This is a genomic window from Mesorhizobium liriopis (assembly GCF_024053505.1).
Classification (GTDB): Bacteria; Pseudomonadota; Alphaproteobacteria; order Rhizobiales; family Rhizobiaceae; genus Mesorhizobium_B; species Mesorhizobium_B liriopis.
In genome coordinates this window covers 280,722-295,099 of the sequence record NZ_JAMXQS010000008.1, presented here as the reverse complement: position 1 = coordinate 295,099, position 14,378 = coordinate 280,722, and the positions used below count along the sequence as shown (strand labels likewise).

At 64.8% G+C, this 14,378-nt stretch carries 14 protein-coding genes; 6 read left to right on the top strand and 8 right to left on the bottom strand.

All coding sequences use genetic code 11. The features are described 5' to 3' along the window. Window positions 1-76: 76 nt before the first annotated feature. The gene (locus NGM99_RS17800) at window positions 77-1,027 is read right to left on the bottom strand and encodes an acetyl-CoA carboxylase carboxyltransferase subunit alpha (protein WP_252821389.1); all 951 of its coding nucleotides are present in this window, start codon (window positions 1,025-1,027) and stop codon (window positions 77-79) included. A gap of 440 nt (window positions 1,028-1,467) precedes the next feature. Beyond that, the gene (locus NGM99_RS17795; protein WP_252821387.1) at window positions 1,468-2,343 is read right to left on the bottom strand and encodes an SDR family oxidoreductase; all 876 of its coding nucleotides are present in this window, start codon (window positions 2,341-2,343) and stop codon (window positions 1,468-1,470) included. Window positions 2,344-2,454: 111 nt separating this feature from the next. Here NGM99_RS17795 and NGM99_RS17790 point away from each other — a divergent pair, with 111 nt between their 5' ends. Continuing rightward, window positions 2,455-2,853, top strand: a complete 399-nt coding sequence (locus tag NGM99_RS17790; protein WP_252821385.1) for a winged helix-turn-helix transcriptional regulator — start codon at window positions 2,455-2,457, stop codon at window positions 2,851-2,853. A gap of 129 nt (window positions 2,854-2,982) precedes the next feature. Here the strand turns inward: NGM99_RS17790 and NGM99_RS17785 are convergent, their stop codons facing one another. Together NGM99_RS17785 and NGM99_RS17780 are read right to left on the bottom strand one after the other, a co-directional pair. Then, complete coding sequence (locus NGM99_RS17785; RefSeq protein ID WP_252821383.1) at window positions 2,983-3,903, bottom strand: site-specific tyrosine recombinase XerD; 921 nt, start codon at window positions 3,901-3,903, stop codon at window positions 2,983-2,985. Between the two features lie 4 nt (window positions 3,904-3,907). Continuing rightward, window positions 3,908-4,123: a hypothetical protein gene (locus tag NGM99_RS17780; protein ID WP_252821382.1), complete on the bottom strand. Its 216-nt coding sequence runs from the start codon at window positions 4,121-4,123 to the stop codon at window positions 3,908-3,910. 146 nt (window positions 4,124-4,269) lie between these two features. Here NGM99_RS17780 and NGM99_RS17775 point away from each other — a divergent pair, with 146 nt between their 5' ends. Together NGM99_RS17775 and aroB are read left to right on the top strand one after the other, a co-directional pair. After that, complete coding sequence (locus tag NGM99_RS17775) at window positions 4,270-4,857, top strand: shikimate kinase (RefSeq protein WP_252821379.1); 588 nt, start codon at window positions 4,270-4,272, stop codon at window positions 4,855-4,857. Further along, the gene (aroB, locus tag NGM99_RS17770) at window positions 4,854-5,966 is read left to right on the top strand and encodes a 3-dehydroquinate synthase (RefSeq protein WP_252821377.1); all 1,113 of its coding nucleotides are present in this window, start codon (window positions 4,854-4,856) and stop codon (window positions 5,964-5,966) included. Before NGM99_RS17775 ends, aroB begins: the two co-directional genes overlap by 4 nt. 428 nt (window positions 5,967-6,394) lie before the next feature. Here the strand turns inward: aroB and araD are convergent, their stop codons facing one another. From araD to NGM99_RS17755, 3 genes are read right to left on the bottom strand one after another with little or no spacing between them, the layout of a single operon-like run. Beyond that, window positions 6,395-7,090: an L-ribulose-5-phosphate 4-epimerase AraD gene (araD, locus tag NGM99_RS17765; protein ID WP_252821375.1), complete on the bottom strand. Its 696-nt coding sequence runs from the start codon at window positions 7,088-7,090 to the stop codon at window positions 6,395-6,397. Window positions 7,091-7,094: 4 nt separating this feature from the next. Then, window positions 7,095-8,603, bottom strand: a complete 1,509-nt coding sequence (araA, locus tag NGM99_RS17760; protein WP_252821373.1) for an L-arabinose isomerase — start codon at window positions 8,601-8,603, stop codon at window positions 7,095-7,097. Between the two features lie 18 nt (window positions 8,604-8,621). After that, a complete protein-coding gene (locus NGM99_RS17755; protein WP_252821371.1) occupies window positions 8,622-10,286 on the bottom strand; it encodes a ribulokinase in 1,665 nt (554 codons plus the stop codon). A 212-nt stretch (window positions 10,287-10,498) separates the two neighbouring features. Here NGM99_RS17755 and acuI point away from each other — a divergent pair, with 212 nt between their 5' ends. The 3 genes from acuI to NGM99_RS17740 all read left to right on the top strand — a co-directional run bounded on the left by acuI (window position 10,499) and on the right by NGM99_RS17740 (window position 13,672). Then, window positions 10,499-11,494: an acrylyl-CoA reductase (NADPH) gene (gene acuI, locus NGM99_RS17750; protein ID WP_252821369.1), complete on the top strand. Its 996-nt coding sequence runs from the start codon at window positions 10,499-10,501 to the stop codon at window positions 11,492-11,494. Window positions 11,495-11,556: 62 nt separating this feature from the next. Beyond that, window positions 11,557-12,663 carry a carbohydrate kinase gene (locus NGM99_RS17745; protein ID WP_252821367.1) on the top strand — a complete coding sequence of 369 codons (1,107 nt, stop codon included), beginning with the start codon at window positions 11,557-11,559 and terminating at the stop codon, window positions 12,661-12,663. A gap of 10 nt (window positions 12,664-12,673) precedes the next feature. Next, window positions 12,674-13,672, top strand: coding sequence for a pseudouridine-5'-phosphate glycosidase (locus tag NGM99_RS17740; RefSeq protein ID WP_289852537.1), 999 nt, complete (start codon window positions 12,674-12,676; stop codon window positions 13,670-13,672). Here the strand turns inward: NGM99_RS17740 and NGM99_RS17735 are convergent, their stop codons facing one another. After that, a complete protein-coding gene (locus NGM99_RS17735) occupies window positions 13,673-14,374 on the bottom strand; it encodes a glycosyltransferase (protein WP_252821365.1) in 702 nt (233 codons plus the stop codon). It lies immediately after the preceding gene. Window positions 14,375-14,378 lie beyond the last annotated feature (4 nt).

The window sequence follows — 14,378 nt, the reverse complement described above, 5'->3', positions numbered from 1 at the left end:
ACCTTGCAGCGAAGTTACCGCAAGAGTTTCAGGCGATCGCGGCTCGCGTCAAGCACGCGAGCGCAACACTCTCATGTCAAACGCTGCGTCCGATACGCAGGAACTTGTCACGGCGCTCCTCGCGCAGGTCCTTGCCGGATGTCTGCAGCTCTTCCAGCGAGCGCGCGATCGCATCACCCGTCGCTTCGATCACGGCCTCGGCCCCGCGATGCGCGCCGCCGAGCGGCTCGGGGATGATGGCGTCCACGATGCCGAGCTCGAGCAGGTCCTGTGCCGTGATCTTCATCGAGGTCGCCGCATCGCGCGAGCGCGTCGTGTCCTTCCACAGGATCGAGGCGGCACCCTCCGGCGAGATCACCGAATAGATGGCGTGTTCGAGGATCAAGACGCGATTGGCCGCCGCGATCGCGATGGCCCCGCCCGAACCGCCCTCACCGATGATCACCGAGATCATCGGAACCCTGAGCCCCAGACAGGCCGAGGTCGAGCGCGCGATGGCTTCTGCCTGCCCGCGCTCCTCGGCGCCGATGCCGGGATAAGCGCCGGCCGTATCGACTAGCGAGATCACCGGCAGCTGGTAGCGGTCCGCCAGTTCCATGATGCGCACGGCCTTGCGGTAGCCTTCCGGCCGCACCGAGCCGAAATTGTGCTTGAGGCGCGAAGCGGTATCCGAGCCCTTTTCCTGACCGAGGATCGCCACCGGCTCGCCGCGAAACCGCGCGAGCCCGCCGACCATCGCATGGTCCTCGCCATAGGCGCGGTCGCCGGCGAGCGGCGTGAAGTCGGTGAAGAGCGCGGACAGGTAATCGATGCAGTGCGGCCGGTCGGGATGGCGCGCCACTTGTACCTTCTGCCAGGGCGTCAGAGCCTTGTAGACATCGCGCAGCGCATCGACGGAGCGCTTTTCGAGCCGCGAGATTTCCTCGTGCACATCCACGGCCTCGCCCTGCTCGCCGAGCTTCTTGAGTTCGAGGATCTTGGCTTCGAGGTCAGCGACCGGCTTTTCAAAGTCGAGATAATTATACATCGGCCCGCCGGCTGCACATATGAAACGACGCCCGCCCTCGCATTCGGACGGAACGCAAGGCCACGGGCGCCCCCGACATAGCGACATGCCGGCTCATGGGCAAGCGCCGGGGGTGATGAGTGATTGCTCGGGTGGGGTGGTTGCGAAAAGACCAGTGAGGCGGAGCGGTTACCTCCACTCCTTACCTGCCCTTCGCATGGCTCGGTGCGTTCAAGGCTCGAAAAGCCGTCTCCATGGCTTTCTGCCGGCCTTCAACCGTCGCCTCTCACCCCAATAGGGGGAAGGGAAAGCGCGGAGAGTTGCGCTCATTCCTTCAAGCGAGGCGACAAGCTCCCAAGTCTGTCACACCGATGACGCCTCCCCTCCCACCTGTGGGGAGGGGTAAGGCGTGGGGCTGACGTTGACGCCGAGCTCGACGCCCAAAGGAACGCGGTGCTCGCTTACCCCTTCGCCAACTCGGCCACCGTCTCCTTCCAGGACGTCGTCGGCCGCCCGATCAGGGTGCTCAGCGCGCGTCCCTCATCCGCCAGCGCGCCTGCGGCCGTGCCCTTGTCGAAATTCGCATACATCGCCGCGAATTGCGGCGGCAGACCGGCTTGGCCCAACGCCCCCTCATACTCGTCCAGCGACAGGTGCTTGGTCTCGACCGGCTTGCCCGAAATCTGCGCCACTTCCGCCGCGAGTTCGTCCTGCGAGAAGCTGTCGTCGCCAGCCAGTTCATAGATCCGGCCGCTTTGCACACTGTCCTGCAACAGCACGGCCGCAGCCGCCTCGGCATAGTCCTTGCGCGCCGCCGAGTTCACCCGGCCCTCGCCCGCAGCCGTCAGGTGAACGCCATGCGCCAGCGCGTTCTGCACGGCAGTCGCGTAGTTTTCCGTGTACCACCCATTGCGCAGGATCACGAAAGGCACGCCCGAAGCGCGCAGATAGGCTTCGGTGTCTCGATGCTCGTCCGCCAGACCGATCACGGAACTGTCCGCATACAGGATGCTCGTATAAACCACGAGCTCGATGCCGGCCCTCTTCGCCGCATCGATCGCATTGCGATGCTGCGGTGCGCGCTGCCCGACTTCGCTCGATGAGATCAGCAGGAGCCGATCGACGCCCGCGAAGGCCTTTTCGAGCGCTGCCACATCCGTGTAATCGCCAAGCCGCACATCGACGCCGCGCGCGGCAAGCGCGTCGCCCGCATCCTTGCGCCGAACCAGCGCCGAGATGCGGCTGGCTGGTGCCTTGGCGAGCAGCGCATCGATGACGAGCTTGCCGAGCTGTCCGCTCGCACCGGTGACGAGAATGCGTGAAACCTGATCCGACATCGTGAAAAGACCTTTTTGGTTTGAAATCGAGAGCAGGTCTCACTTAGAGACTTCCTTGCACCTCCGAAAGGAGGCAGGATTTCCGCACAAGGTTACTTCGGGAGAACCCTCATGGAACCCGCTCTCGACACAGTTTCAGCCGAACGCCCATCGCAGGCCAGGCCCGTTTACACCGAGAACTGCCCCGTCCGGGAAATCCTCGACCAGATCGGCGACAAGTGGACGACGCTTATTCTCCTGACCCTCGCCGCCCAGCCGCAGCGGTTCAGCCAGCTGATGCGCGCCGTACCCGACATCTCGAAGCGCATGCTGACACAGACGCTCCGCAACCTCGAACGCGACGGCATGGTGGAGCGGACGGTGTTCCCGACCAAGCCGCCGAGCGTGGAATACGCACTGTCGCCGCTGGGCCGTTCGGTTCTGGTGCCGCTGGGCGCGCTGGTGGCGTGGGCGGACAGTCACCACGCTGCGATCAAGGCCGCGCGGCGGGAGTTCGATGGGGTGAGGTGAGTGCCGGCTGAAACTGGTTCAGCGTTTGCGAGGCGGAGGCGTCACCCCCACCCCTTACCCCTCCCCACAAGGGGTAAGGGGTGGGGGTGACGTTCCCACCAAACTCAGCGCCTCCGCGTCCCTCCCCAATCAACCCACCGCCAGCGGATGATGCTCGTTCACCAACCGCACCAGCCTTTCTTCCAGCACATGCGTGTAGATCTGCGTGGTCGAGATATCCGCATGCCCCAGCAATTGCTGCACGGCCCGCAGGTCCGCCCCGTTCGCCAAGAGATGGCTCGCAAAGGCATGGCGCAGGACGTGGGGCGATATCTTCTCCGAAGCGATCCCTGCGCGTGCCGCGAGCCCTTTCAGCTCACGCGCGAAAACCTGGCGCGGCAGGAATCCGGTGTCCGAATCGGCCGGAAACAGAAACCGGCTCTTGGCCAGCGCCGGGTTCTTGTCGCGATAGCTGAGCCACGCAGCCACGGCCCGCTTGGCGCCCGAGCCGAGCGGCACCATGCGTTCCTTGTTGCCCTTGCCGCGCACCACGAAGAAGCGCTCGTCGCGCCGGGCAACAGAGGCTGGAAGCCCGACCAGTTCGGTGACGCGCAAGCCCGTCGCATAAAGAAGCTCGACCAGCGCATGAAGCCGTAGCGCCTGCGCCTCGCCATTCGGCGCCTGCTCGGGATCACGCGCTTCGGTAGCCGCCCGCTCGATCAGGCGCCCGGTCTCGTTCTCGGTCATGGTCTTTGGCAGCGGCCGATCCTTGCGCGGGCTCGCAAGCGTCCCCGTCGGATCATCCGTGCGGATGTTCTCTGTATAGAGAAAGCGGAAGAACTGCCGAAGTGCTGAAAGCTTGCGCGCCTGCGTGGTCGCCGCCAGGCCCCGGCCGGCCACGCTGTCGAGATAATCGCGCACCGTTTCCGCATCCGCCTGGTCGAGATCGCCGTCGATGGCAGCGGCCGCATCGTCGAGATCGCGGCGATAGGCGTCGAGCGTATGCGCGCTCGCGCCGCGCTCCACCGCCATCATTTCCAGAAATGCCTCGATCCGCCCGCTCGCCCCCATGGGTTTACTGCGCCGGCGCCGGCGCCTGCGGCTGGGCGGGCTGCGCCTGGCTGGGTGCGGGCTGCGCCGGCTGGTTCTGCGGGTTCAGCCTTTCGGGCGCAATGCGATCCGACATGGGGCGCTGCCTGGGCTCGACGAAAGTCACCAGCGCGATCATCGCGCCATAGCCGAGCGCGGCCAGAACGGCCAAAGTCACGATAAATCTGAAAAGAGTCGGCATCGTCTCCCCGGGGCGTGGAGAATGGGGTCCCTTGGGGCCGTTTTACGAGCCAGCGCATAGGCGGGGCAAGTGCATGAGAGGCACAGCTCCAGCTTGACGCAAGCCCGCTTTTGGGTTGGAACCCCCCTTCGGGTGGGCAGGAATTCATGTCGGAAGAGACGGTGGATTTGCCTCGCGCCGCGACAGACCTCGTTTCCGCTCTCGGGCGGCGGACTGTCGTGTTCGTGGGGTTGATGGGCGCAGGCAAGACGGCGATCGGCCGGCGCGTCGCGCATTTGCTCGATCTGCCTTTTCTCGACAGCGATCATGAGATCGAAAGTGCCGCGCGGCTGACGGTGCCCGAACTCTTCGAGCTCTACGGCGAGCCCGAATTCCGGGCGCTCGAAACCCGCGTGATCGGCCGCCTCCTCGAAAACGGCCCGCAGGTGCTTTCCACCGGCGGCGGGGCCTTCATGAACGAGCAGACGCGCCAAGCCATTGCCGCGCATGGCGTCTCGGTCTGGCTCAAAGCCGAGATCGACGTTCTGCTCGACCGCGTCGGCCGCAAGAACAACCGCCCGCTCCTCAAGACCGGCAATCCGCGCGACATCCTTTTGCGCCTCATGGACCAGCGCTATCCGACCTACGCGCTGGCCGACCTTACCGTGCACACCCGCGACGAGAAAAAGGACGTGATCGCTTCGGAAGTGGTCTCGGCCCTCAAGACCCACCTCGAAAGTCCAGCCAAAGCATGACCGAACGCGTCCATGTGCCTCTCGAAGGGCGCGAATACGACATCCTGATCGACAACGGTCTTTTGGCGCGCGCTGGCGAAGAGATCGCTTCGCGCTTGGGCCAGGTGCGCGCAGCGGTGGTGACGGACGAAAACGTCGCAACACATCATCTGCCCGCGCTGCTCGACGGCCTGCGTGCGGCCGGCATCGAGGCGGCCTCCCTCACCCTGCCCGCCGGCGAGAAGACCAAGAGCTTCACTTATCTCCAGGAGGTCGTCGATTTCGCCCTCGCCCAGCGCCTCGAGCGCCGTGACGCGCTGATCGCGCTCGGCGGCGGGGTGATCGGCGATCTCGTCGGCTTTGCGGCCGGCATCGCCCGCCGCGGCATGCCCTTCATCCAGGTCCCGACTTCACTTCTCGCGCAGGTCGATTCTTCCGTCGGCGGCAAGACCGGCATCAACTCAGCCTTCGGCAAGAACCTCGTCGGCGTGTTCCACCAGCCCCGCCTCGTGCTGGCGGATACCGGCGTGCTCGACACGCTGTCCCCGCGCGAGTTCCGTGCCGGCTATGCCGAGGTCGTCAAATACGGCCTGATCGACCGCCCCGACTTTTTTCGTTGGCTCGAAGAAAATCGCGAAGACATCTTCGCAGGCGGCTCGGCGCGCGCGGAAGCCATCGCCCAGTCCTGCCGCGCCAAGGCCGAGGTCGTGTTGCGCGACGAGTTCGAGCGCGGCGACCGCGCGCTTCTCAACCTCGGCCATACGTTCGGCCATGCGCTCGAAGGCGCCACGGCCTATGACAGTACCCGCCTCGTCCACGGCGAGGGTGTGGCCATCGGCATGGCGCTGGCCCACCGTTTCTCCGCCCGCCTCAACCAGGCAAGCCCGGACGACGCCGTCCGTGTCGAAGCGCATCTGAAGGCCGCCGGCCTGCCGACCCGCATCCAGGACATTCCCGGCCCCCTGCCCGACGCCGAGACGCTGATGAATTTCATGTTGCAGGACAAGAAGGTCGAAGGCGGCAAGCTGACCTTTATCCTGACCCATGGGATCGGCCAGAGCTTCATCGCCCGCGACGTGCCGGCCTCGGAAGCGCAAGGCTTCCTGCGGGATATGCTCGAAGCGCGGTAGGAATTTTCCTATCGGGGAGGTGACGACCCCGCTGCGCCTTGCTACAGAAGCGCCCGATGTCCACGTAGCTCAGCAGGATAGAGCACAGGATTCCTATTGAATTGGGCACCGGGCGCGGAAACGGCCCTGGTGAATCTGCTCAAAGTCGGGGAACGCTTCAGCCGGTCGCGGCCAGCCGATCCCGAGCCAAGCCGGTCCGAAAGGACGGGAAGGTGTAGAGACTGGACGGGCAGCGCCTAACGGCTTTCGGGCTCATGGCGAAGGGACAGTCCAGACCACGAACGCCTCGCAGTTCAGAGGCGGCGGCGGAAGCCGAAGTGGTATGAATCCTGGGGTCGCAGGTTCGAATCCTGCCGTGGACACCAATAAATCATTCTTCGTGATTTAGTCGGGCGCTTGGCCCGACCTGTTTTCGGCTCCCCCTGAGCTTAAGCCTTCTTCTGTCCGTAATAGGCGTCTGGCCCGTGCTTGCGCTTGAAATGCTTGTTGAGCAGTTCGGTTTCGATCACTTCCAGCTGTGGCGCGAGCTGGAGCGACATCAGCGCCATATGCGCGATGCATTCGGTGGCAACGGCGGCTTCCACGGCCTTCGCCACTGTCGGACCCCAGGTGAAGGGCGCATGGCGGTTGACGAGAACGGCCGGATAGTCGGCCGGGTCGAGATCACGGAAGCGCTCGACGATGACGTTGCCGGTTTCCCATTCGTAGGCGGACGCGATCTCGTCTGCCGTCATCTTGCGCGTGACCGGCACATCGCCCGCGAAATAGTCGGCATGGGTCGTGCCGAAGATCGGGATTGCGCGGCCCGCTTGCGCGAAAGCCGTGGCGCAGGATGAATGCGTATGCACGACGCCCCCGATGCTCTCGAAGGCGAGGAACAGCCGGCGATGGGTGGGCGTGTCCGAGGATGGATTGAGGTCGCCTTCGACGCGCTTGCCGTCGAGATCGACCAGAACCATGTCCTCGGGCTTGAGCACCGCATAATCCACGCCGCTCGGCTTGATGGCGAAGATGCCCTGGGCGCGGTCGATGGCGCTCGCATTGCCGAAGGTGAGGTTGATGAGCCCCTGCTTGGGCAGGGCGATGTTGGCCTCATAGGCCTCGCGCTTGAGTTCGGTGAGCATCCATTTAAGCCCTGATGCCTTGTGCCAGGTGATAGTAGACTTCGTTGTTGCGCAGTTCTTGCTTGAACGAGGAGAGCCTGGTGTCGGCGTCGATCACCACCGTCTCGATGCCGGCGATATTGGCGAAGTCTTCCAGCATCTCGGTCGTGACTGCGTAGGAATAGCCGGTGTGGTGCGCCCCGCCCGCATAGATCCAGGCGGCGCAGGCGGTCTTGAAGTCCGGGCGGCATTCCCATACCGCGCGGGCGACCGGCAATTTCGGCAGATCGGGATGCTCGACGGCGTCCACCTCGTTGACGATCAGGCGGAAGCGGTTGCCGAGATCGACCAGCGAGGCGTTGAGAGCGTGGCCGGTGGGCGCGTTGAAGACGAGGCGCACCGGGTCTTCCTTGCCGCCGATGCCGAGTGGATGCACTTCGAGGCTGGGCTTGTCCCTGGCGATGGAGGGGCAGATCTCGAGCATGTGCGAGCCGAGCACCTTTTCGCCGCCCGGCGTCAGGTCATAGGTGTAATCCTCCATGAAGGAGGTGCCGCCTTCGAGGCCGTGCGCCATCACCTTCATGGCGCGCACGAGGGCCGCCGTCTTCCAGTCGCCCTCGCCCGCGAAGCCGTAGCCGTCCGCCATCAGGCGCTGCGGCGCCATGCCCGGCAACTGGCGAAGCCCATGCAGGTCCTCGAAGGTGGTGGTGAAGCCCTTGTAGCCGCCTTCGGACAGGAAGGCGCGCAGGCCCAGTTCGAGGCGCGCGCCGTAGCGGACGCTCTCATGCCGCGCGCCGCCCTTGCGCAGGTCTTCGGCCAGCGAATAGGTCGCCTCGTATTCCTCGATGAGCCTGGACACTTCCGCATCGATTGCGCCATCGACCTTGGCGACCAGATCGCCGATGCCATGGGTGTTGGTGGCGAAGCCGAACTTCATCTCGGCCGAGACCTTGTCGCCATCCGTCACGGCCACGAAGCGCATATTGTCGCCAAAGCGGACGAAGCGCGCGCCCTGCCAGTCGGCCCAGGCGCGGGTCGCACGCATCCAGGCGTCGATGCGCTTCTGCACTTCCGGGTCCGACCAGTGGCCGACCACGACCTTGCGCGCCAGCCGCATGCGCGTGTGGATGAAGCCCGCCTCGCGGTCGCCATGCGCCGACTGGTTCAGGTTCATGAAGTCCATGTCGATCGTGTCCCACGGCAGTTCGCGGTTGAACTGCGTGTGGAGGTGCAGGAACGGCTTGTTGAGGATGCCGAGGCCGCGGACCCACATCTTGGACGGCGAGAAAGTGTGCATCCAGAAGATCAGGCCGGCGCAGCTCTCGTCCGCATTGGCCGCGATGCAGAGCTTGGCGATCTCTTCGGGTGTCGTCACGATCGGCTTGGCGACGAGTTCGAGCGAGAGATTGCCGGAGGCGGCCAGATTGCGCGCGATCTCATTGGCGTGCTCGCTGACCTGCGCGAGCGGGCCCGGCCCGTAGAGGTGCTGTGAGCCGCAAACGAACCAGATCTTCGGCGAGGCGAGTTCGATCATCGTGGATGTTCCTGTACTTTATTCGCCCGAAGCGGCGGATTTGATTTCGAGAAGCGATTTCATGACGCCCGACAGATCGGCCGAGCGCGAAAGCCCGCCGAAGCTGTCGTGGAGATCGCGGTAGAGGCGATAGAGCTCTTCATATGTCGCCTGCTCCGCCGCGCGCGGGGTGTATTCGACGGGAAGAAGCGAGGTCATCGCGGCTTGCGCCGCCTCGAAGCTCGGATGCGCGCCGGCCAGAACGGCAGCGGAAATCGCCGAGCCTAGCGCGCAGGTCTGGCTCGATGCCGCGACCTGCATGGTGCAGCCCGTCACGTCGGCATAGATCTGCATCAGCAGCGCGTTCTTCTCGGCGATGCCGCCGGTGCAGACCACGCGGTCGATGCGCACGCCATATTCGCGGATGCGCTCGATGATGGCCCGCGCGCCGAAGGCGGTGGCCTCGATCAGCGCGCGGTAGATTTCGGCCCGGGTCGTGTAGAGCGTCTGGCCGACAAGCAGGCCGGTCAGGAGTTGGTCGACGAGGATCGTACGGTTGCCGTTGTTCCAGTCGAGCGCGAGAAGACCGGATTGGCCGGGACGCAAGGCTTCCGCTTCCCTGGTCAGTTCACCATGAAGGGCTGCGTCGCCCTTGCAGACGCCCTCGACCCACCATTTGAAGATGTCGCCGACCGCCGACTGGCCGGCCTCGATGCCGTAATAGCCGGGCAGGATGGCACCCTTGACGATGCCGCAAATGCCGGGAATGTCCGCCACCGTCTTGTCGGCCGAGACCACGCCGCAATCGCAGGTGGAGGTGCCGATGACCTTGACCAAGGTGCCTTCGGTAACGCCGCAGCCGATAGCACCGTAATGCACGTCGAACTCACCGATGGCGATCGGGATGCCGGGTTTCAGGCCGAGCTTTTCGGCCCAATCGGCGCAAAGATTGCCGGCAGCTTCCGACGCATCGTAAGCCGTGTCGTAAAGACGATCGCGCAAGTCCGCGAGCTTGGGGTCGAGTGCCGACAGGAATTCCTTGTCCGGCAGGCCGCCCCAATCCTCGGCATACATCGCCTTGTGGCCGGCGGCGCATACACCGCGCTTGATCAGGCGTGGGTCAGTCACGCCGGCGAGCACGGAGGGCACCCAATCGGCCAGCTCGACCCAGGAATGGGCGGCCTCGAACACGTCAGGGGCGCTGTTGAGGCAGCGCCAGATCTTTGCCCAGAACCATTCCGACGAATAGGTGCCGCCGCATTTGGCGATATATTGCGGGCGAAGCTCGGCGGCGCGCTGGGTGATGCTCTGCGCCTCGCGCCAGCTCGTATGGTCCTTCCAGAGCCAGCACTGGGCCGCAAGCTTGCTCTTCCATTCGGGCAAGAGGCCCAGAGCCTGATTCTGCGCATCGACCGGAAGCGGGCTGGAGCCCGTGGTGTCGACACCCAGACCGACGACCTGATCCGCGGAAAATCCGTCTTTGCCTTCGGCTTCAGCCAGTGCGCCGCGAACGCTTTCCTCAAGCCCGAACAGGTAATCGCCCGGATGCTGGCGCGCGAGATGGTGGTTGGCAGGGTCTAGCAGCACGCCCTGCGTGCCGCTTGGATAGTTCACCACGGCCGAGCCGAACTCCGCGCCGTCGCTTGAGCGCACCACGAGCGCGCGCACGGAATTGGTGCCGTAGTCGATGCCGATCGTGAACACGATGCCTCCCTCGAAGCGCTTTGGCGTCGGGCTTTCCGCCCTGTTATGCTGTTCCGGACAGGTGCCATGGCAGGCACCCTCATACCCAAGCTAGTGTCATATAGTATGACTATTGGCAAGGCGCTCAGAACTCTCGCTCCACTTGACCGAGGGGTTGCCTTGGCAACTCCCGAGCGCACATCATCCCGGCACAAGACAATGGAGCGTGGCGCATGAGCGAGACCTTTCGGGCCCTGACCATCGTGGATGAAGAGGGCAAGCCGAAGGCCGGGTTCCAGACGCTCAGCCTGTCAGACCTGCCCGACCATGATGTGCTGGTCGAGGTCGCGTTTTCCACGCTCAACTATAAAGATGGCCTGGCGATCACCGGCAAGGGCCGCATCGCACGCCGCCTGCCGATGGTGGCGGGCATCGACCTCGCTGGAACGGTGAGGGAATCGCGTTCCGACGCGTGGAAGCCCGGCGACAAGGTCATCGTCAATGGCTGGGGTCTGTCGGAAACCGAGTGGGGCGGCTATGCGCGCTTCGCCCGCGTGAAGCCCGAATGGCTGGTACGCCTGCCCGATGCCTTCACGGCCGAACAGGCGATGGCCATCGGTACGGCCGGATATACGGCGGCGCTTTGCGTAAACGCACTGGAGGATTGGGGCACGATCGAGCCGGGCAGCGGCGAAGTGCTGGTGACCGGCGCGGCTGGCGGCGTGGGCTCCACGGCGGTCAGCCTGCTTGCCGCGAAAGGCTACAGGGTCACCGCCTCCACCGGCAGGGCCGAGACGCGCGACTACCTGTCGAGCCTCGGCGCTTCGGCTTTGGTCGACCGGGCGAGCCTCTCCGAAAAGAGCGGGCCGCTGCAGAAGGAACGCTGGTCGGGTGCGGTCGATTCGGTGGGCTCAACCACGCTCGCCAATCTCCTGGCGCAAACAGTCTATGGCGGCGCGGTGGCGGCCTGCGGTCTGGCAGGTGGCGCGGATCTGCCCGGCACCGTTCTCCCCCATATCCTGCGGAGCGTGGCGCTGCTCGGCGTGGATTCGGTGATGGCACCGCAGGCGAAGCGCGAGCGTGCCTGGGCGCTGTTGGCCGCGCATCTCGACCGCAAGCATCTCGCTGCCATCGCACGCATGGAACCGCTCTCCGCCCTGCCCCAGTTGGCGCAGGACATCGTGGCCGGCAAGATCCGTGGCCGGGTCGTGATCGACGTCAGCCAATAATCCAGTTGTTGACATAAACAACTGTTTAGCGCGATAGCACCTGCCATCACGGTGGGATGCGGATGGCTTCCAAGGACGAACTCGGCGCGCAGGAACAGGCGGTTCTCGATCTCGTCGCGCGCAACCCGTTCGCCGGGCAGCAGGAGATCGCTTCCGCCCTCGGCCTCGCCCGTTCGACGGTTGCAGCCCATGTCGTGAGCCTGACCCAGAAAGGCTACATTCTCGGGCGCGGCTATGTTCTGCCCGAGCCGCAGCGCATCACAGTGATCGGCGGTGCAGTGCTCGACCGCAAATACCATGCGAGGCGCGAACTGATTTTCGGCACCTCGAACCCGATGCAGGGCTCACGTTCCTTTGGCGGCGTGGCCCGCAATGTCGCCGAAAATCTCGCGCGGCTGGAAGCCAATGTATCGTTCATTTCGATCGTCGGCGACGATGAGGGCGGCCGGGCGCTCCTCGCCCATCTCGGTGCCTTGGGCGCGGATGTGAGCCAGGTTCTCTCGACATCCGAGCGCCCAACGGCCGAATATGCAGCGATCCTCGGCCCCGACAACGACTTGGCGCTCGGCATCGCCAACATGGAGGTGTTCGACCTCTTCCAGCCCGCTCACATCGAGCGCATCTGGCCTCACCTCGCGGCCTCGTCATGGGTGTTCATGGACTGCAACCTGCCGGCCGAGACGATCGGAACGCTGTTCGCCAAGAAACTGTCCGCCCGCTTCCGGCTCGCCATCGACACGGTTTCGATGCCCAAGGCCGCGCGATTGCCCGATGACCTCAGCGCCATCGACCTGCTCTTCACCAACCGCGACGAAGCCCGCGCCATTCTGGGCGTCACGCGCGGCCAAGCCGACGAATTCGCCGCCGCCCTGCGCGCACGCGGCGTGGCCCAGGTGCTGGTGACGACTGGCGCGGAAGGCTATGTGCTCGCGACCGAAGACGGCGTCGCCTTCCACGAGCCGGTGCCCGCCCGTCCGGTCGATATCACCGGCGCGGGCGATGCGATGATTGCCGGCACCCTGTCCCGCCTGCTCGATGGCACGCCTTTGACCCAAGCCGCCCGCACCGGCGCGCTTTTGGCTACCTTGACTACCGAAAGCCGGTCGAGCGTCCATCCCGACCTGTCCCCCACTTTTCTCGCCACCCAGGCACGCCGGCTCGAACAATAAGGAGAAGCCCATGGCTCCCATCCAAATCCGCCTCAACCGCGAGGTCGAGGACGCGCTGAAAGCCGGCGGCCCGGTGGTCGCGCTGGAATCCACCATCATCACCCACGGCATGCCTTTCCCCGCCAATCTCGAAACGGCGCAGGCGGTAGAAAGCGTGGTGCGCGAGAACGGCGCGGTGCCCGCGACGATCGCGCTGATCGACGGCGAGTTGCGCGCCGGCCTCGACGCGGCCGAGCTCGAAGCGCTCGCGCAATCGAAAGATGCTGTGAAGGCTTCGGGCCGTGATCTGGCGGCTGTCATGGTGCGCAAGGGCACGGCGGGCACCACCGTGTCGGCCACCATGCGCATCGCGGCGCTTGCCGGCATTCCGATCTTCGCCACGGGCGGCGTCGGCGGTGTGCATCGCGGGGCGGAGCAGACCTTCGACATTTCCGCCGACCTCACCGAACTCGGCCAAACCGGCACGACGGTGATCTGCGCGGGCGTGAAGTCGATCCTCGATATCTCGAAGACGCTGGAATATCTGGAAACCCAGCGCGTGCCGGTGATCGCCTACCGCACCGAGGACTTCCCCGCCTTCTTCACCCGCAAGAGCGGGCTCAAGGCCGACCACCGGCTCGACAGCGCGGAAGACATCGCCAAAGCCATGGCGCTGCACGAGGCGATGGGCTCGCAGACCGGTATCCTCGTCGCCAATCCCGTGCCGGAAGCCGATGCGCTGACGGACGCGTTCATCACCGGCACGATCAATGATGCGGTGGCGGAAGCCGACGCCAAGGGCATCGCGCGCAAGGAGGTGACGCCCTTCCTGCTCGCGCGCATCAACGAACTGTCGAAGGGCGAGAGCCTGCGCGCCAACATCGCCCTGATCAAGAACAATGCGGCGCTGGCAGCCCAGATCGCGGTTGCCTATTCGGCGCTCAAGAAGGGCTCAAACGGAAACGGGCGCTTCGAGGGAAGCGCCCGTTTTATTCTGAATCGAGAAGAAATTCCGATCAGATCGGCCTGATCAGATCGGCTTGAAGCCCGGCTCGATCTTTTCGGCTTCGGCGCGCCACTGGTCGCCGTAATCCACGTCCTGCCAATCCTTGAACCAGGGGCCGCCACGCGTGTAGTGCACGGCCTTCGGCGTGCCCGATGCCGGTTTCTGGTTCCAGCCTTCCAGCCAGTTCCACTCGATCGGCAGCGAACCGATCTCGTCGTCCTGCGCCCACTGCATGCGGTGGAGGTATGCGCCGGTCTCGCTGTTGATGCGCTCGGGCGTCAGCTGCCGGGTGGAGGGGTGCGCGCAGTTGAAGAGCATGAAGGACGACCAGTTCTTGCGCGGATAGGCGGTCTGGACCTTGCCGTCCATCTTCACGCCGTCCTTGGGCTGGTAGTCGTGCTGCGCGCAGAGAACGGCCTTGGACGGGTCTTCATATTTGCGCAGGTCGGCAAGATCGCCGAAGAACATGAAATCGCAGTCGCAGAACAGCGCCCAGCCTTCATAGCCGGCGAGATAGGGCGTGAAAAAGCGCGAATAGGTGAATTCGGTCGAAGCCAGCGGATCGATGTCGCGCGTATAGGCGCCGCGCTCGACCAGTTCGTCGAGCTTGATCGGCTGGATGTCGAGCGGGATCGAGGAATTCTCCAGCGCGGTCTTCTTCGCCACTTCGTAGGCGATCGGCTCGCGCGAGTCCCAGCCGATGAAAATCCTGAATGCTTCGCTCATGATT